Source organism: Rhizobium sp. 768_B6_N1_8 (assembly GCF_051811225.1).
Lineage (GTDB): Bacteria > Pseudomonadota > Alphaproteobacteria > Rhizobiales > Rhizobiaceae > Rhizobium.
In genome coordinates, this window is the sequence record NZ_JBPWPV010000002.1 from 1,542,085 (window position 1) to 1,560,289 (window position 18,205).

18 protein-coding genes are annotated in these 18,205 nt (G+C 60.0%); 2 read left to right on the top strand and 16 right to left on the bottom strand.

Annotated elements, in window-relative coordinates; genetic code table 11:
- Positions 1-11: 11 nt before the first annotated feature.
- Positions 12-920: a DMT family transporter gene (locus tag AB8B33_RS31320; RefSeq protein ID WP_439018351.1), complete on the bottom strand. Its 909-nt coding sequence runs from the start codon at positions 918-920 to the stop codon at positions 12-14.
- Positions 921-991: 71 nt separating this feature from the next.
- On the opposite strand from AB8B33_RS31320, the gene AB8B33_RS31325 reads away from it, so the two are divergent.
- Positions 992-1,918, top strand: coding sequence for a LysR family transcriptional regulator (locus AB8B33_RS31325; protein ID WP_439018352.1), 927 nt, complete (start codon positions 992-994; stop codon positions 1,916-1,918).
- A 222-nt stretch (positions 1,919-2,140) separates the two neighbouring features.
- Here AB8B33_RS31325 and AB8B33_RS31330 read toward each other — a convergent pair whose 3' ends face one another.
- The 13 genes from AB8B33_RS31330 to AB8B33_RS31390 all read right to left on the bottom strand — a co-directional run bounded on the left by AB8B33_RS31330 (position 2,141) and on the right by AB8B33_RS31390 (position 13,888).
- Positions 2,141-3,133 carry a dihydroxyacetone kinase subunit DhaK gene (locus tag AB8B33_RS31330; protein WP_113320768.1) on the bottom strand — a complete coding sequence of 331 codons (993 nt, stop codon included), beginning with the start codon at positions 3,131-3,133 and terminating at the stop codon, positions 2,141-2,143.
- 59 nt (positions 3,134-3,192) lie between these two features.
- Positions 3,193-3,603, bottom strand: a complete 411-nt coding sequence (locus AB8B33_RS31335) for a hypothetical protein (protein WP_113320767.1) — start codon at positions 3,601-3,603, stop codon at positions 3,193-3,195.
- A gap of 1 nt (position 3,604) precedes the next feature.
- Positions 3,605-5,185: a putative PEP-binding protein gene (locus AB8B33_RS31340; protein ID WP_439018353.1), complete on the bottom strand. Its 1,581-nt coding sequence runs from the start codon at positions 5,183-5,185 to the stop codon at positions 3,605-3,607.
- Positions 5,169-5,513, bottom strand: a complete 345-nt coding sequence (locus AB8B33_RS31345) for an HPr family phosphocarrier protein (protein ID WP_113320765.1) — start codon at positions 5,511-5,513, stop codon at positions 5,169-5,171. Before AB8B33_RS31345 ends, AB8B33_RS31340 begins: the two co-directional genes overlap by 17 nt.
- Positions 5,513-5,911, bottom strand: a complete 399-nt coding sequence (gene dhaM / locus AB8B33_RS31350; protein ID WP_310381490.1) for a dihydroxyacetone kinase phosphoryl donor subunit DhaM — start codon at positions 5,909-5,911, stop codon at positions 5,513-5,515. Before dhaM ends, AB8B33_RS31345 begins: the two co-directional genes overlap by 1 nt.
- Entirely contained in the window at positions 5,908-6,498 is a 591-nt protein-coding gene (gene dhaL, locus AB8B33_RS31355) for a dihydroxyacetone kinase subunit DhaL (RefSeq protein ID WP_113320845.1), read from the bottom strand. Before dhaL ends, dhaM begins: the two co-directional genes overlap by 4 nt.
- A 48-nt stretch (positions 6,499-6,546) precedes the next feature.
- Complete coding sequence (locus AB8B33_RS31360; RefSeq protein WP_113320763.1) at positions 6,547-8,184, bottom strand: dihydroxyacetone kinase subunit DhaK; 1,638 nt, start codon at positions 8,182-8,184, stop codon at positions 6,547-6,549.
- A 51-nt stretch (positions 8,185-8,235) separates the two neighbouring features.
- Positions 8,236-9,240 (bottom strand): ABC transporter ATP-binding protein, encoded by a 1,005-nt coding sequence (locus tag AB8B33_RS31365; protein ID WP_439018354.1) that lies wholly within the window; start codon positions 9,238-9,240, stop codon positions 8,236-8,238.
- A complete protein-coding gene (locus AB8B33_RS31370; protein ID WP_439018355.1) occupies positions 9,233-10,330 on the bottom strand; it encodes an ABC transporter ATP-binding protein in 1,098 nt (365 codons plus the stop codon). Before AB8B33_RS31370 ends, AB8B33_RS31365 begins: the two co-directional genes overlap by 8 nt.
- A 3-nt stretch (positions 10,331-10,333) precedes the next feature.
- Positions 10,334-10,546: a hypothetical protein gene (locus AB8B33_RS31375; protein WP_007814759.1), complete on the bottom strand. Its 213-nt coding sequence runs from the start codon at positions 10,544-10,546 to the stop codon at positions 10,334-10,336.
- Positions 10,543-11,496 carry a carbohydrate ABC transporter permease gene (locus AB8B33_RS31380; protein WP_113320760.1) on the bottom strand — a complete coding sequence of 318 codons (954 nt, stop codon included), beginning with the start codon at positions 11,494-11,496 and terminating at the stop codon, positions 10,543-10,545. The genes AB8B33_RS31375 and AB8B33_RS31380 overlap by 4 nt, the downstream gene beginning before the upstream one ends.
- On the bottom strand, positions 11,493-12,461 hold the full coding sequence (locus AB8B33_RS31385; protein ID WP_183800803.1) for a carbohydrate ABC transporter permease: 969 nt from the start codon (positions 12,459-12,461) through the stop codon (positions 11,493-11,495). Before AB8B33_RS31385 ends, AB8B33_RS31380 begins: the two co-directional genes overlap by 4 nt.
- Positions 12,462-12,562: 101 nt before the next feature.
- A complete protein-coding gene (locus AB8B33_RS31390; protein ID WP_113320758.1) occupies positions 12,563-13,888 on the bottom strand; it encodes an ABC transporter substrate-binding protein in 1,326 nt (441 codons plus the stop codon).
- Between the two features lie 329 nt (positions 13,889-14,217).
- Here AB8B33_RS31390 and mug point away from each other — a divergent pair, with 329 nt between their 5' ends.
- On the top strand, positions 14,218-14,748 hold the full coding sequence (gene mug / locus AB8B33_RS31395) for a G/U mismatch-specific DNA glycosylase (RefSeq protein WP_439018900.1): 531 nt from the start codon (positions 14,218-14,220) through the stop codon (positions 14,746-14,748).
- A gap of 172 nt (positions 14,749-14,920) precedes the next feature.
- On the opposite strand, the gene AB8B33_RS31400 is transcribed toward mug, so the two are convergent.
- Both AB8B33_RS31400 and AB8B33_RS31405 read right to left on the bottom strand, forming a co-directional pair.
- Complete coding sequence (locus AB8B33_RS31400) at positions 14,921-16,312, bottom strand: aldehyde dehydrogenase family protein (protein ID WP_439018356.1); 1,392 nt, start codon at positions 16,310-16,312, stop codon at positions 14,921-14,923.
- Between the two features lies 1 nt (position 16,313).
- Complete coding sequence (locus AB8B33_RS31405) at positions 16,314-17,960, bottom strand: acetolactate synthase large subunit (protein ID WP_113320756.1); 1,647 nt, start codon at positions 17,958-17,960, stop codon at positions 16,314-16,316.
- Between the last annotated feature and the right edge of the window lie 245 nt (positions 17,961-18,205).

Here is an 18,205-nt window from a genome sequence, read left to right on the forward strand (position 1 = left end):
CAAATGGAGGGCTACCTCCGCCGCATGACATTGACGATGAGAACACCTGCGATCGCCAACATTCCACCAGCCGCACCAATTGTCGTTGGCGTTTCGCCCAGCCAGGTAAACCCGATCAGTGTTGCTGTCGGCGGCACGCCATAGAGGAAATTCGTGGCACGCGCGGCCGGAAGCCGCTTCAGGGCAACCGCCCAGGTCACATAGGCAACCACCGTCGGGAAAACCACCAGATAGGCAACGTTTGAGATGACGATCGTCGGGGCAACAGCCAGAGCCTTGACGGTGGCGGGCATCGCCGGGAGGAGTGGAAGCGAACCGAGAAATAGAATCCAGGCGGTCACCGTCAACGCTGGCATGCGGGCAAGAACAGGCTTTTGCAAGACGCTTGCAACTGCCGAACAGAGGGCAGCGCCAAGAATTAGAACAGCGTTGAGGTCGAGGGCGAAGCCGCCGGCGGCGGAAGCGGCGATCAATGCCACGCCTGCAAACGATACGGCGGTACCGACCCATCCCCACAGACCGAAGCGCTCGCCAAGGAAGAGGGTGGCGATCAACGCGGTAAAGATCGGCATGGTGTTGATAATGAAACTTGCCGGTCCCGCCGGCACGGTTTGTTCACCGGTATTGAGGAGCACCGCGTAAGCGGCAATGAACAAGACTGCAGCAACGGAAATCCGGGCAAGATCGGCCCCTTTCAGTGGGGTCCAGCGAAATGCCAGATAGCAAACAGCAATCAGGCCGGCCGTCACATAACGGGCAGTCGCGAGCTCGACAGGCGTCAACGGCCCGAGACAGACGCGGATGACGACAAAAGAGGATGCCCAAAAGGCGATCGTCACGACAATCGCCAAAAAGGCAACAAGATCGAACCCTGCCTTATCTTCCGGATCTCCAACCACCGTCGCCATGTTTGCCTCCATGCTTGCGTGCGCCGAATTAAGCGTCTCCTTTCCGGCTTGAAAAGCACCGCAATCGATGATCTGGTGTGTCCATGGTTCACAGCTCGCAAAGCCTCCCGCCACTCGATACGCTCGAAGCCTTTTCCCGGGCCGCGCGCCTCGGATCCTTCTCCGCTGCTGCCGAAGAAGCCGGCATCACCCACGGGGCGGTTTCCAGACAGATCTCGCGCCTGGAGCGGTGGCTGGGCGTTCGGCTCTTTGCCCGTCAGGCGCGGGGCGTCGCTCTTACACCGGAAGGCATCCGCTTCTTTGCCCGCGCCGAGGAGGCCCTTGCCCTACTCAGTGGGGCTGACGAGCGATGGATCCCGCGACGGCACAAGACGACGGTGCGCCTTTCACTCACGCCGTCCGTCGCGTCCTTGTGGCTATTTCCCCGATTAGGAAAGCTGGAACTCGACGACATTCACATCGAACTCTTCCTGGAGCACAGGCTTGCGGATCTCGGCGAGGGAACGGATCTTGCCATTCGGTGCGGAAGAGGTCCCTGGGCCGGCGTTCGTGCGACACCACTCTGGCAGGAGAAATCCTTTCCGGTGGCTGCACCGTCGCTTGCAGGCCAACTGGCCGGGAACTGCGACGCCCGATCGCTCCTCAAGATGCCGATCCTGCATGATTCGACCATCGAGGGCTGGCGGCGCTGGCTCGCCGCCGAAGACATCGACTATCTGCCGCGCGGGCAGGATCGTCGTTTCGAGGATTACAACCTCGTCATCGACGCCTGCGTCCAGGGCGTCGGCATCGCGCTCGCCCGCCCCCCATTATCGGACGCAGCCATTGCGTCGGGTCGACTGGTCGCGGTCTCCGAAAGAGCGTTGGACTATCACGTCTCGTTTCATCTCGTGCGGCCCGACGGACCTTTGAGCGGGCCGGCGACGGAACTTGCCAGACGCCTCCTTCAGGAAGCCGGGCACGCTGAGGCTGCAATCGCCGCTTTCATAGCGCCGGCCAGGAGGGCCTAGTCCACCCGCAACGATCCGATTGCTACCCGAGCAGAGTTGGGACAACGCATCGGCCAATGCCAGACGCTTGGTCGCCTTGATGGAATTCGAACCTGCCACCGGCTCGTGCCTCGACTAGACGCTTCCGTAAATCGCCGATGATTTTGGCTCGAGAGGCACAGTACGGTTTGCGGATCTTCCGCGAAAACTTCACCATTGCAAAACCGGCTGGTCACGAGCTGCCTAGCACCTCCAGCGCAATGCAGCGGTAGCAACGGGCGAATCCCATAGAGAAAGCTCCTCGTCCGTGAGGAAGGCGAGCGTGATGGAAAGGCCCTGCATGTCGAGCGAAGTGGCGTAGGTGCCAACAAGCGAGCGCTCGACCCGCAGCCCGTACTCCGACATGATGCGAAGGGCAGAGTTGTAGGCGAGATAGAGTTCAGCAGGCGGCGTGCCGCCAAGTCCGTTCACCAGAAGCAATGCTCTGTCTGTGCTTCGGCTGGTATCGTTGAGGATCGTCTCGCTGAGATACCTGACGATAGTGTCAGCGTTGGAGAAACGCTCTCTCGAATGACCCGGCTCCCCATGAATGCCGACGCCCATTTCTACCTCGTTCGGCCCGAGCGCGAAGGTTGTGCGCTGGGTGTCCGGCACGGCGACACCGGTCAGGGCAACGCCCATCGACCGGATGCGTGAAGCGAGGTTGTCGCCAAAGGCTTTTAGTTCCGAAAGGGAGCGACCCTGTTCGGCCGCCGCTCCGAGCAGCTTTTCAGTGATGAGCGTGCCGGCAACCCCACGTCGCCCACGACCGTCGCCGGCCCTCGTCGTTTCGATGTCGTCGCAGGCAAGGACCATTTCAATTTTATGCCGGTCCGACGCCATCTCCGACGCCATTTCGAAGTTCATGACGTCGCCATCGTAGTTCTTGACGACGAGCAAGCAACCGGCGCCGGTGTCTGCTTCCTCAATCGCGCTGACGATCTGGCTGGGCGTGGGCGATGTGAAGATATATCCGACGCAGGCGGCATCGAGCATGCCGCGACCGATGAAGCCGATATGCATTGGCTCATGGCCTGCCCCACCACCAGAAATGATGGCGACCTTGCCAGGAACGAGCTCACGGCGGCGTATACATTTACGGTCGGCGCCAAACACAACGAACTCCTGATGGGCGCGCACAAAGCCTTCGATGCTTTCGGCGACCATGGTCTCCGCTGTGTTCATGAATTTCTTCATCAAGCCCCTCCCAAGGCGATGATCATGCCAATCCTTTTGCATGTGCCACAAGGGCTTGCTTAATCCGGCAGCCCTGAAATTGCGGCAATCTTCTGCACCAGATCGGCAATCGCTTCCTCCAGCAGCCGGTTGCGTCTCTCGTCGCCGAAATCGGGCACCATCAGCGAAATGTGCCGCAGTTTTTCCGAGGCGCCAAGTTCCGGCAGCTTGCCTGGATGCGCAGCTTGATAGGCATCCAGAAAGCGCTCCTGTTCAGCGACGCTGAAATGGCACACCCGGAAGATCGTCGCGAGATGCCGGGCAGGAAGCGGCGTTGCATAGGTCGGGCTCGTTATCTGCGTGACGAAACTGCGATGTTTGCCAAGTTCCGTCGCAAGCCGCTGGCGTGTTCCAGAAGGCCTGTTGTCGATGATTTGCGCCAGAATGGACTTGTAGGCGATAATGGCGTCTTCCGTGTCTTCGCGCGCCATCCTATTCTCCGGCTGCCTTTGTCCCATCTGCCTTCAGGCCGACGATTGCCGATCTTATCGCGGGAAGTTGAGTGGGTGCCACGGAAAAATGCCGTATGCCTGCGGCAAGCAGATCCTTGGTCAGGGATGGATCCCCGGCCATGTCGCCGCAGATGCTGACCGGTTTGCGTCCGGCGAGTTTTATGGCCTGGGTCAGCAGGCGCAGTACGGCCGGCACCGCCTTGGCCTGGTAAAGCGTAAAGTCGGCATTCTCGCGTGGCGAGGCGACGAGATATTGCGCAAGGTCGTTCGTCCCGAACGAAAAAAAGTCAGCGCTTTCGAACTCGTCCAGCATGAGGGCTGCGGCCGGGACCTCTACCATCATTCCGATGGGAGGCATGCGATGCGGCACACCGCGTCGGGCGAGCGCGTCCGATTCTTCGCGATAGATCTGCCTGATATCATCGACGTCGGATGGAAACATCACCATCGGCAGCAAGATGCGAAGACTGCCGAAGACTGCCGCACGCAAAAGCGCGCGGGCTTGAACACCCGCGATCTCCGGCCGGGCCAGCAGGAGACGGATACCGCGTAGCGAGGGTACTTCGGCAAGTCCGGCGAGCGGCTTGTCGCCGCCTATATCCAGCATGCGAATTGTAACTGACCGACCGTCCGCCCAATCCAGCAGATGGCGGTAGATTGCAAACTGCTTTTCCTCGTTTGCGGCATCTCCAAGCGATGTCAGGGCGAATTCCGAGCGCATCAACCCGATGCCGGCGGTTGTCGCAACGTCAATCGCATCGACTTCGTCGGGAGCGTTGACGTTGACGGCCAGCAGGACCTGCGAGCCGTCGGCCGTGTACAAAGTGCCGTTGTCGGCTGTCGATGCCATGCTTGTCAGGCGATGGTCGAGCGGAGCCGGCGTCGCCCTCTGCTTGGCTATCTGAAGCATGATGATACCTGAATCGCCATCAACCCCGATGTATTGTCCTTTCTCCGTCGCGAAGCGACCAGCGCCGATGACCATCGGGACCGAGCGAGACCTGGCAAGCAGCGCCACATGGCCGACTGCGCTGCCCGCGTAAAGGGCGATACCCCCACCGGCCGACCAGTCATGTGCCAAGAAGCGACTGGGCTCCATGTCTTTTCCAACATAGATGGAGCCGGCCGGAAAGTCGTCGATCGGCGCCCCGGTCAGGATCGCCAGGACGCGATTCTTGACGTCGAGAATGTCGACGGCACGCGCCTGCACTTGGTCTTCCTCCGCGCCTTCCAGTTCGCGGATATAGCCATCGAGTGTCCCGGCCCAGGCAAACGCTATATTTTCGCCCGCGTCGATCCGCGCGCCGGCCGTCTCCATCAGCGTCGGGTCCTCGAGCACTTCGATCTGAAACTCGATGATTTCTCCGCTCTCAGGGTCTGTCCCGGCCGCAATGTTGCGTAATTCGTGTATGGCCTTCTTGATGGCATCGCCGAGTTCGGCATGGCCCGAAAGGCTCGATGGCGGCAACGCAGCAGCGGCCATCGGCCTCGCGACATAGGCCGGCCCGGTTGCAACGCCCGGCGATGCACCTATGGCTTTCAGACTAGGCGGTGCGGCCATGCTTCTTTTCCTCATCGAAGTTACGCTCGACGAGGCCTTTCAATGCGCGAATCGCTTCCTCGGCGAGGATCCCCTCGGCGCGAATCTTGAGCAATGATCCCTTACGGATCCTGGCACCCATGATCTTGATGATGCTCTTGCCATTCAGCCAGACATCGCTGCCGTTGATCGCGACTTCGATCGAGCAGGGAAACGACTTTGCAAGCCGCGTGAATGTCACCGAGGGCCGAGCATGCAGTCCAACGCCATGCTTGACCTCTACCTCCGTCTGGCAGTTGGCATGCATCTGTTCGCCCTCACGGCCTCCCATGCGCAATCCGCTGCTCATCAGGGTGATAGCTCCTCTGCCGTCGCAATCACCTTGCCCAGCGATGCGCCGCCGGAGGCCTCGGCCGCCGCGATAACAGCTCCCTCCACGACGGGTGCATTACAGATCGATACCAGCTTCGACCTCGGCAGGCCGAGCATTTCGACCGCCATTTCACTGTTGGTTTCAGCTCCACCAAGATCAACGAAGACGGCAACGCCTGCGTCCGACCAAGCCTCCTCGATGGCTTTGAGAATACCGCGGGCATCCGTCCCGAGTTCGCCGTGACTATTACCGCCCGACCAGGCAAGCGGCACACTGTCGCCGACCATCTGCCGCACCATGTCGGCAGTACCACGCGCAACCAGCGGCGAGTGGGAAACAATCACAATCCCAACGTTGGGCCTCTTCCCATTCATACAGGTCGGTACTCCTCGAGGTAGCGGCAGATCGCAGTTGTCAGCAGTGCACAACTTGAGGCGCCCGGATCGACATGACCGATCGACCGGTCTCCGAGATAGGAGGCACGCCCGCGCATGGCTCTCATCGCTGCCGTCAGCTCGGCAGAAAGTTCGGCCCGGCGCGCGATGTCCGTCAGAGGCAATCGATGTGCGAGCGCGTCCTGAACGGGATAGAGAACATCAAGAAGCGTCTTGTCCCCAGCATGTGAGCGGCCACGACGCGCGACGGCGTTGATCGCCTGTTTCAGTGCCGAAGGAAAATCCTTCTCCTCGTCCGGGGCACGGAGCTCGCGGCCCATCTCCATGAGCAACGTCCCGTAAAGCGGGCCTGCCGCTCCGCCGATGTTCATGACGAGCGTCAGGCCAATTTTCTCAAGCGCGTCAGGCAAGGGAAGGGCAGAAACGAAGGCTTCCTCGGCGCTCACCGCTTCGCAGCCGCGGCGCATGTTCGTTCCATGATCGCCATCACCAATGGCGCGATCAAGCGCACACAGGTGCTCGCTGTTTGCCGCGATCGTCGCACGGCAAGCTTCGATCAATCCCATGAGAAGAACCGGTTCAGCCAGCACCCGAAACCCTCCCGCCTGCAGAGCTCATACGAGCGCTGCCATTACCTCGAATACGCCTGCCACGGCCACGGCACCCGGATCGGGCACACCTTCCAGATCCCTTTCGCCAACGTAGGAGGCACGACCGGCCTTGGCCTGTCGCATCGCTCTTGTCGACTCAGCACCTGCCGTCGCCGCTCTTGCCGCGGCTGCAACCCCCTCCGATGAAAGGGCCGCAAGCGCGGGAGCCAGTGCGTCGACCATAGTGCGGTCGCCCACAACGGCGCCTCCATAGAACGTCATCCGATCAAGCCCGGCAAGCAGGGCAGCGGCGATATCCTCCTTTTCGGCCATGGACTTGGATGCGGCCGTGAAGAAGATCGAGAGAAGGACGCCGCTGGAGCCGCCCATGCTCGTGCTCAGGATTTCGCCGATGGAGGCCATCGTCGCGGCAGGATCTTTCAAGGGAAGTGTGTCGATGCGGGCAAGAATGCTGCGGGCTCCGGTCGCAACGGTGGAGCCGGTATCGCCATCACCAACCCGGCCATCCAGGCGGTTGAGCTCGCTCTCGAGCGAGATCAGGTGCTCGCAAAGTGCGGTCAGGAGACGACGATTATCCCGATCTTCGCTGGCGGGCGCCGCTTCGCTCTGCGACGCCCGTTGAGGCGCGGAAAGGATAGCGATCTCGTGCCGTTCGGTCGCGGGCGGCCAGGCATGGGGTTCGACGGCGGCCCTCAGGGCGGCTTCACGGTCGGCGTCCAGTCGAATGAGCGACAGGGAAAAGCCGTTCATGTTGAGAGCGGTCATCATCGGTGCCGGCCCAATGATCAACCGGACACGGTTGGCGATCGGTGACGACAGCACAGTGTTGGCGATGACGCCCATTTCGAGCGGCGGCACGGCGCCGAGGTTGTTGATCAGCAGCGCATGATCTCCCGCACCATCGAGCTTCGCCGCCAGTCGCCCGGTCATCGTCGCGACCAGATCGGCAATCGGCTGCAGGGAAATACGCTCGACCCCGGGCTCGCCGTGAATACCAAGGCCTAGTTCGCCTTCGTTGGCGCCCAGTCGATCCTCATGCGTTTGGCCCGGCACGCTGCAGGTTGAAAGCGACATGCCAAGCGAAACGATGCCGCCCGCTGCGGCGGTCGCCAGGCCCGCCAACGTCTTGAGCCCGGCGCCGGCTTCGGCATGGTAGCCGGCGATCTTGTGTACGAACAGCGTGCCGGCAACGCCGCGGGGCTGATTGATGCCGGGGATCGCGATATCGTCGGCAACAATGACCATCTCGACGTCGAAACCTTCGGCACGGGCCTTTTCGGCGGCGAGACCAAAATTGAGGCGATCGCCCGTATAGTTCTTGACAACCAGCAGGACGCCCTTGGGGCCGGTTACGGCGCGGATCGCCGTCAGCACCGCATCGACGCTCGGCGAGGCAAAGATTTCGCCGGATACGGCTGCGGTAAGCATGCCCTTGCCGACGAAGCCTGCATGCGAAGGCTCATGTCCCGCCCCGCCGCCCGAGATAATGGCGACCTTCGACTTGTCCCAATCGGCACGCAGTATCACCTTGATTTCCGGGAACGTGTCGAGACGGGCAAGACGACCGGCACTGCTTGTCTGGATCAGGCCGTCCAGGGCTTCGGTGACAATGGTTTCCCGGCGATTGAAGAAATGTTTCATGGAGACAGACCCGTCTTTTATGCCAGTGAGTTCGTTTCTTTCAGTTGCTTATCAAAGACGCTGACCGCTGGCGTCGAAATAGAGTGGATCGCGCAGCGTCAGGCTTATTCGATCACCCGGCCGGATCGCGAGATATGGATCGGCAAGCGTGACCAGCTTGTGGTCGCGCACCTTGATGTGAAGGTGGTTCTGGTCCCCCAGATGTTCGATCCAATCGATCTTCGCATCGGCGTTCTGATCGACGATGATATCAAGATGCTCGGTTCGCGCGCCGATCGTCTTCGTTCCCGGCGGCGGATTGGCACCGGGAAGAAGATCGGCCGGCAACAGGTTGATATGTGGCTGGCCAAGGCGCGCGGCGACATGAAGGCTGGCCGGATTGCCATAGATTTCGCGCGGCGTTCCGACCTGCAACAGTCGTCCTTCCGAGACAATGCCGATCCGATCCGCCATGGTCATCGCCTCGACCTGGTCGTGGGTTACATAGAGTAGGGTCGAGCCGAGTTCTTTCTGGATGCGCTTCAGTTCCAGGCGCAGTTCTGCGCGCAGTTTCGCATCGAGAGACGAGAGCGGTTCGTCCATCAGATAAATGGCGGGTCGGCGCACGAGCGCCCTGCCGATCGCAACGCGCTGCATTTCGCCGCCCGACAGACGCGTTGAACGGTTCTCCAGCTTGTGGTCGATCCTGACCATGCGCGCAATTTCGCGGACACGGCGGTCGATTTCTTCGCTTGCAAGTCGGTGCGCCGGGGCCCGCAGCGGAAAGGCAAGGTTGTCGTAGACCGTCATATGCGGATACAGCGAGTATTGTTGAAAGACGAAGGCGACATCCCGTTCAGCGGGAGCTTCGCCTGCAACATTGCGGCCGCCGATTTCGATACGTCCAGCGTCGGGGTGCTCCAGTCCCGCAATAAGACGCAACGTGGTCGTCTTGCCAGCACCCGTCGGCCCGAGCAGAACGACGAATTCACCGTCTCGGATCGACAGGTTGAGATCGGCCAGAGCCTGAGTGTCACCGAAACGCTTATTGAGCCCCTTGAGAACGACGTCAGCCATGCTGAGCCTCCGAGTAGAGTGCCGAGGCGACGGCGCGGCCCGACTTGCAGTCGAACAGCGCGAGCTTTCCCGGATTGAGTTCAAGGCCAACAGTCTCGCCGATACGGAAATCGCGGTTTGCCGGAACGCGTGCCTTGATCACGCCGCTCGATGTCTCGATTGCCACGACCTGATTGGTTCCGAGATATTCGCTGCCGTAGACGGCTCCGCGCAAGGGTGACGCGTCGCTGAAGCGGATATGTTCGGGCCTGACGCCGAGCGCAAGCTCCGCCTCGGCCATATCCTCGTGCACCTCGGGAATGCTGACGTCGACGCCGTTAAGCGATATCGACCGCGCTCCCGCCTTGAGACCCGACGTGAAGCGCATGAAATTCATCGGCGGCGAGCCGATGAAATCTGCGACATACATGGTGGCCGGCTTGCTGTAGATTTCCTGCGGTGTGCCGAATTGCTCGATGACGCCATGGTTCATGACCGCGATCTTGTCGGCCATCGCCATCGCCTCATGCTGATCATGCGTCACGTAAACCGTCGTCGCGTGGATGCGGTTATGCAGTTCGCGCAGCTCATGGACCATCACCTCGCGGAATTCGGCATCCAGCGTGCCAAGCGGTTCATCCATCAGGAAACACTTCGGACGGCGCACGATCGCGCGGCCGAGAGCCACGCGCTGGCGGTCGCCGCCCGCAAGTCCTGAGACGGACCGGTTCAAGATATGATCGATCTGCAGCAGCCGCGCGGTCTCCTCCACGCGCTGGCGGACCTGCGCCTTCGGCATACCTTGCGACAGGAGTGGGAAGCCGATGTTCTTGCGCACATTCATATGGGGATAGAGCGCAAAAAGCTGGAAGACGAAGGCAATGTCGCGGGCGCTGGCGCGGTTGAAGGTGACATCCTCCCCATCAAGATAGATCTTGCCGCTGGTCGGCAATTCCAGGCCGGCGATCATGCGAAGCGTCGTCGTCTTGCCGCAGCCAGAGGGGCCGAGCAGCGCCAGGAACTCGCCGTCATGAATGACGAAGCTCGAATCCTGCACCGCCACGAAGCCGCCGAACTGCTTGCGGAGATTTTCTATCCTGATGTCCGCCATGGCTCACTCCGGAAACTTCGAGACGATGATGAACATGGCGGTGCCTGCGAGCAGCGTCACCAACGAATAGGTATAGAGCACGAGAAGGAACGGCTGGAAGAGCATGAGGAAACCGATGGCGATCAAGGCGGTCGCGATGTTCTCCATGGGGCCTCGGCGCAAAAAGAACGGGCGCTTCGGGCGGGATGGGCGTGGGGTCTCGATAAGATGGGTCATTTTCGAACCGCTCCGAAAGTGATGCCGCGCAAGAGCTGCTTGCGCAGCAGAATGGTGAAGACGAGGATCGGGATCAGGAAGATCGTTGTTCCCGCAGCAACGGCAGGCCAGTCCTGGCCGCCTTCGCCGATGATGGTCGGGATGAATGGCGGTGCCGTCTGGGCTTCACCCGAGGTCAGCAATGCGACAAAGGCATATTCGTTCCAGGCAAAGATCAGGCAGAAGATCGCAGTGGCGGCGATGCCGGTGGTTGCCTGCGGCAGGACGACCTTCCAGAAGGCCTGCAGCCGGGTGTAGCCGTCGATCATCGCAGCCTCTTCATATTCGCGCGGGATCTCGTCGATGAAGCCTTTAAGCAGCCAGACGGCGAGCGACACGTTGACTGCCGTGTAGAGCAGGATCATGCCCAGCGCCGTGTCGGAGAGGCCAAGCTCGCGGTACATCAGATAGATCGGTATGGCGACCGCGATGGGCGGCATCATGCGCGTCGACAGGATGAAGAACAGAAGGTCGTCGGCGAGCGGTATCCTGAAACGGGAAAAACCGTAGGCGGCCAAGGTTCCCAACGATACGGCCAGAAATGTCGAGCCGAAGGCAATCACCAGAGAATTGGCAAAGCGTGGCAGGAAATTCGAGGGACCCGCAATGACCATGTTTCGCTTGCGGGTAACCTCATCACAGGTGCCGGTCGGTGCAGGCAAGGAGGTGATGTATTCCGGCGTCTGACGCGTTCTCGTCGTCAGCAGATTACAGTAGCCTTCCAAGGTCGGCGTGAAGACGATCTTCGGAGGATAGCTGATGGAATCCGGCGGAGATTTGATGCTGGTCAGGAAGATCCAGACGAGCGGGATCATCGTGATCAGGGCGTAGAGGATCACGATAGCACCGGCGATCCTCTTGCTGGTCGGGCTCGGCTCGACGACCGAATGGGCTGAGGTAACCGAGCTCATCGCTGCTTCACCTTGTTGAGTGCCTTGACGTAGATGTTTGCGAGACCGAACACGGCAACGAAGAGGACGATGGCAAAGGCCGACGCCCGTCCGGTTGCCCAGCTCTCGAAGGCGGCCCGCTTCAAGGTGATGGAGGCAACCTCGGTGGTCGAGCCCGGGCCACCACCTGTCAGCAGTGTCACCATGTCGAACATCTTGAAATTCTCGATGCCGCGAAACAGCACCGCAAGCATGATGAAGGGCAGCGCCATCGGCACGGTAATCGACCAGAATTGCCGCCAGGCGGAGGCGCGGTCCACCTCGGCCGCCTCATAGATATAGTCGGGGATGGAACGCAGGCCTGCCAGGCAGATCAGCATGACGTACGGCGTCCACATCCAGGTGTCGACGATAATGATCGCCCAGGGTGCAAGCGAAACGCTGCCGAGCATCTGTATGTCGGCTGTCGGGATGCCGGTGACCAGGGAAACTGCATAGGCGAAGAGACCGATCTGCGGCTCATAGAGGAAGCGCCAGAAGTTGCCGACGACGGCTGGAGACAGCATCATCGGGATCAGGATCAGCGTCGTCCAGAAGGCGTGGCCGCGAAACTTGCGGTCGATGAGATAGGCGAGCGTAAAACCGATGACGGTCTGCAGCAGGATCGTCCAGAAGACGAAGTGCGCCGTCGTCTGCATCGCCTGCCAGATGTCGGGGTCGTTGAGCACCCGCTCGTAATTGCCCAATCCAACGTTCAGGACCGGCGCATTCGGACGGTTGGCGCGATAATTCGTGAACGACAGATAGATCGCCCAGATCAGCGGAAAGATGTTGATGGCGAGAAGCAGGATAATGGTGGGCGCGATAAATACCCAGGCGATTGCTCGATCGGATAGTCCGCGGACGCGGCGGGCAAGCGATGTCGGCGTCGCCCTTGCAGTTGCGTCTGCAGCCTTCTCGACCATAGAGGAAGAAGAAATGTTCAAGGTGTCACCTGGTCTTTGCGTATATGAGACATGTGGCGGCCCGGCAGTCTTGGCGAGCCGGGCCGCCATTCTGACAAGAAGGTTGTGCGTCCAGCCGGACACTAGATCTTGCCATCGTCCTTGAAGACTTCGGTCCAGTCCTTCACCAGGCCATCAAGCGCCTCTTGCGCGGTGCCGTTGCCGGCCACGACATAGTTATGAACGCGCTTCTGCATGTCCTGGAGGAGGGTCGCGTAGCTCGGCTCGGCCCAGAAATCCTTCACGATCGCCATCGAGTCCAGGAAAGCCTGGGCATAGGGCTGGCTGGAAGCAAAGTCAGGAGCGTTCACCACCGATTTCAGGCAGGAATAGCCGCCGAGCTGCCACCATTTCGCCTGCACCTCGGGCTGAGCGAACCACTTGATATACTGGAGGGCAGCGTCCTTCTTGTCGGAATAGGAAACGACCGAGATGCCCTGTCCGCCGAGCTGAGCGAAGTGCTTCTTTTCAGCCGGGTTGGGGAAGAAACCGATCTTGTCGCCGCCCACCTTCTCGTCCTTGTAGAGGCCAGGCCAAGTGAAGGCGAAATTCATCTGCATCGCGACCTGGCCGGATTTGAAGGCATCGGCCGACTCGACCATGTAGACGTTGGAGCTGCCGGGCGGAGTGCAGCAATCATAGAGCGACTTGTAGAATTCCAGCCCCTTCACCGCATCGGGTGAATTGACGAATCCTTCCATTTCATAAGGCTTTTCAGGGTTGTCGTACTGGAAACCCCAGTCATACAGCACGTTGGTCACACCCATCGTGATGCCTTCGGAACCGCGCTCGGTGTAGATCGAAGCGCCGTAGACTGTCTTCCCGTCGATCTCACGCTTCTGGAAAAACTCGGCGATCTGCTTCAGCTCGTCATAGGTCTTGGGCGCGGTGAGATCGCGGCCATATTTTTCCTTGAATTCCTTCTGCAGTTCCGGCCGCTCGAACCAATCCTTGCGATAGGTCCAGCCGACCACGTCGCCCATGGCAGGCAGCGCCCAGTAGTTCGGCGTATTCTTCGGCCATTCCGAGTAGCCAACCACCGTCGCCGGCACGAAGTCATCCATCTTGATGCCTTCCTTGTCGAAGAAATCGTTGAGCTTGACGTAGTGGCCGTTTTCAGCCGAGCCGCCGATCCACTGGCTGTCGCCGATGATCAGGTCGCAGAGCTTTCCGTGAGAGTTCAGTTCGTTGAGAAAGCGGTCCGCATAGCTGGTCCACGGCACGAACTCGAACTTCATTTCGGTGCCGGTTTTGGCGGTGAAATCTTTCGAGAGTTCGACAAGCGCGTTGGCCGGGTCCCAGGCCGCCCAGCAGAGTGTCAGTTGATCAGCTTTTGCGAGATTGGGCAGCGCTGACGACATGATGAATGCCGATGCCAGCCCGAGAAGGGCTTTCGATTTCTTTTGCATACGTTCCTCCCAGAACCAAAGCCGGCTCCCCGCCGACATGCAAGTCCACCAATTTCAGAGAATGCCTACATGAACTCCTCAACCCTCATGTTTAGCAATATGTTTAGTGATAGACGTTTTTATAAACATTGCAAGTAACAATCGTCACAGTCCTGTCACCGACCCCGTAATGATGCAGATTGCCGGCATGTCGAACAGTGCAAGACCCTGACGTGCCACGCCTACGGGGTGAAGCGTGATTGCCTCGAGGTCAGAACGACGCTATGGGCAAAGGGAGCGCGCCGGGTATGATCAATCAATTGAAGGGAGATCGGCTGGTGTCTGCGCAGATGAATCGCGGCGGGGATGTGAAACAAACGCCAGCCGGGCTTTCGGACGTGCTCGGCTTGGGCCTGTCCGTCGTTTTCTGTGGCCTGAACCCTGCACTGTCAGCAGTCCGGGACGGCCATAATTTCTCGTCTCCCAGCAACCGCTTCTGGAGGGTGCTACACCTTTCCGGCTTTACGTCGCGCCTCTTGCGCGCCGACGAAGAGCAGGAACTGCTCCACTATGGATGCGGCATCACGGCCGCCGTCTCGCGAGCCACGAAGAGCGCCAGCGAATTGCGGCTGGACGACTATAAAAAGGCTGCACCTCTGCTCGAAGCGAAGATAACCAAGTTCGCGCCGGCCAACCTCGCCTTTCTCGGCAAGGCTGCCTTCGCAGCGATTACCGCACGGGCGGACTGCGATTGGGGAAGGCAGAGTGAGGTATTCGCCGGCGCCAACACCTGGATTCTGCCGAACCCCAGCGGGCTTAACAGAGCTTTCGGCCTCGAGCGACTGACGGCGCATTACCGTGACTTGAGAGCAGAAACCTAGCCACGCGTCGGCTGAGTTCCTGCTGAAAGCCTACAGGCGAACATCCAGATCGAAGATGGCGCCGGCCTCATCGACAATGTCAACCGAAGCAAGTTCGGCATAACGATCCGAAGGAGAAAGGGAGAGCGCTGCCCCGGTGCTGGGCACTCCCCTCCGCGCAAGAGGCAAGCGCCTAGCTTACCACATTGAGAACGACCATCTTGTCATCGGCCATCTCCTGCATCGTCCAAGGGATACCGCCGACGCCATAACCGGACTGGCGGCGACCAGCAAACGGCATCCAGTCCGTCCTAAACGCAGTGTGGTCGTTGATGAGAACGGTGGCTGCATCCAGACGCTTCGCCGCCCGGAGTGCAACGGCAATATCAGAGGAAAATACGCTCGACTGAAACGCATAAGGCAGCGAGTTGGCACTCTGAATTGCATCGTCGAGGTTTCGGTAACCGTAGACGCAGGTCAGCGGACCGAAGACTTCGAGTTGCGACACCTTTGCGTCGGCCGGCGGATTGAGCAGCACCGACGGCAGCAGCGTCGTTTCCGACAGACGCCCGCCTCCGAGCTGTTTTGTTCCGGCATCAACGGCTTCCCGGATCCAGTTCGACACCCGCTCCGTTTCGCGTGGCAGGATCAGTGGCCCCACCTCGGTTTGCTTGAGGGTCGGATCGCCGACCCGAAGGGCCGCGACCGCAGCGGCAAGGCTCTCGGTGAACGGCTCCAGGATCTCCTCGTGCACGAATATCCGCTGGACCGACACACAGACCTGGCCTGCATGATAGTAGCCACCTTTGACGATGGGACTGACGACTGCGGCCGCATCTGCACTTCGATCAACGATAACAGGTGCGGCACCGCCATGTTCAAGCGCGCATCTCGTGCCTGGCGGCAGCTTGCTCTTGAGATACCAGCCGACTTTCGCAGATCCGACGAAGCTTAAAAACGCGACGCGGGGATCGGTCGCAAAGGATTCAGCAAGCGCGTTGTCGTCGGTGACGAAGGTCTGGCACCAGCGCTCGTCCAGGCCGGCCTCCCAAAGCAACTTCACGATTTCGACGCATGAGATGGGCGTTGTTGCTGCGGGCTTTACAATGACGGGGCACCCGACGGCGATCGCAGGCGCAATTTGATGGACGATGAGATTGAGGGGATGGTTGAATGCCGAGATCGCCGCGACAACACCGATCGGCTCTTTCGTTGTAAACGCCAGGCGATTCAGGCTCGCGGCCGTCAACCCCATCGGGATTTCCTTGCCGCCGAAGTTGCGGATTTCATCGGCGGCGTTGATCAGTCCGTCGATCGCCCGTGTGACCTCGACGATGGCGTCCGCCAGAGGCTTGCCGCCTTCCCGCGCAATCATCATCGCGAAACGATCCCTGTTGTCGTGCAGCAGTTCCGACGTCTTTCTCAGGATCGCCATGCGCTGATACGCAGGCAACCACCCATCGCGATCAGCAAAGGCTTTCGCGGCAGTATCCAGCTTGCGATCAAGCGCGGCGGCGTCATCGGTCAGTAACTCGGTGATGATCGCTCGATCAAACGCCTGATAAACCGTTAAGCTATGCGACATCTCATGCCTCCAGAATTGCCGGGAGCCGTTCGCGCAGCTCTTTCACCAGCACACGTTCATTTTCCGAATAGTCGACGGGGACATTGACCAGATGCACGCCCCCACCTTTGAATGCATCCTCAAGAGCCTGCTTGAGCTGGCCGATATCATCGACCCTCGTTCCTTTGGCGCCGTAGGATTGCGCATATTTGACGAAGTCCGGATTGCCGAATGTCATGCCGAAGTCCGGAAATTCGTCGACGGCCTGCTTCCAACGGATCATCCCATAGGCATCGTCTTCAATCACGAGAACGACAAGGTTCAATTTCAGCCGGACGGCGGTCTCCAGCTCCTGCGAATTCATCATGAACCCGCCGTCGCCGCAGATCGCCATGACCCGCCGTTGCGGGTAAAGCATCGACGCGACCATCGCGGACGGAAGGCCAGCCCCCATCGTCGCAAGCGCGTTGTCGAGAAGCAGAGTATTCGCCATTTTGGTGCGATAATTGCGAGCGAACCATATCTTGTACATGCCGTTATCGAGAGCGAGAATGCCATCGTGGGGCATGACCTCTCGGATGTCGTGGACGAGCCTCTGGGGCGTAAACCGTTCCTCGGTCGCCCGGTCTGCAATACGATTGAGAATTCGCTCTCGCAGGTGAAGAAGCGCCTGCGCGTTTGGGAGCTTGCCTTCCAGGCGATCGGCGAGCGCCTTGAGTGACGGTCCGATGTCGCCGATGACCTCGGTCTGAGGAAAATAGACCTGCTCGACCGTCGCCGGCTGGTATCCGACATGGACGACCTTGGGGCCGCCCTTGCCCATGATGAACGGAGGTTTTTCGATCGTGTCATGGCCGATCGTGACGATCAGGTCCGCCTGTTCGATGGCCTCGTGGACGTAGTCTCGCTCCGAGAGGGCCGCGGTGCCCATATAGAGCTCAGTTCCCCCTGGAACCGTCCCCTTCCCCATCTGGGTCGTGAAATAAGGGATGCGTGTTCGAATAACGAACTGGGCGATGTCCGACGTGGATCGAGGACGCGAGGCTGCCGCTCCGAACATGAGCAATGGACGCTTGGCCGATGCAATCAGCGCAGCCGCACGATCAAGCGCAGCGTCGCTTGCGGTCGGTAGTTCAAGCTGATGCGGCGCTACCAGCGCGATGTCTTCACACTCCTCTGCAGCGATGTCTTCAGGCAGTTCGAGATGAACTGGACCAGGCCGTTCCTCCTGCGCGATCCTGAACGCCTCCCTCACCAAGGTCGGGATCATCTGCGGCGAAACGATCTGACGCGTCAGCTTCGTCAACGGCTTCATCGATGCGACGACGTCAACGATCTGGAAGCGGGCCTGGCGCGATGAAAGAATACCCTTCTGGCCGGTGATCATCACCATGGGCATTGCGCCGAGAAGAGCATAGGCCGCTCCAGTCGACAGGTTCAGCGCTCCTGGCCCGAGCGTCGTCAGGCATACGCCAGGCTTACCCGTCAGCCGTCCGTAGGTCGCTGCCATGAACGCAGCTGCCTGCTCGTGTCGCGTGAGCACGAGCTCGATTGACGATTTGCGAATGGATTCGACGACATCGAGGTTTTCTTCACCTGGAATGCCGAAGATACGCTCCACGCCTTCGTTCTCAAGCGCCGCAATGAGGAGATCCGAGCCTTTGGTCATGGAAGGTGCCTGTGTGCTTTGACGCCGCGGTCAAGGGCGACGCGATGAGAAACGTCAGACGCTGAACATAGGTCGATTTGCGGTCCGAACCAATCGCACCTTAGTGCAGATTTTGCATGCGAGATATGCTCGCAGAACCTCCCTCGGATTTGGAGCAGCCAGAAGATCAAAATCATTGACGGCAAGCGCGTTGCCCGCGTGCTGCCTCTCCCGTTGCCTCGCGCAGTTTGCGTTCAGGAAATAGA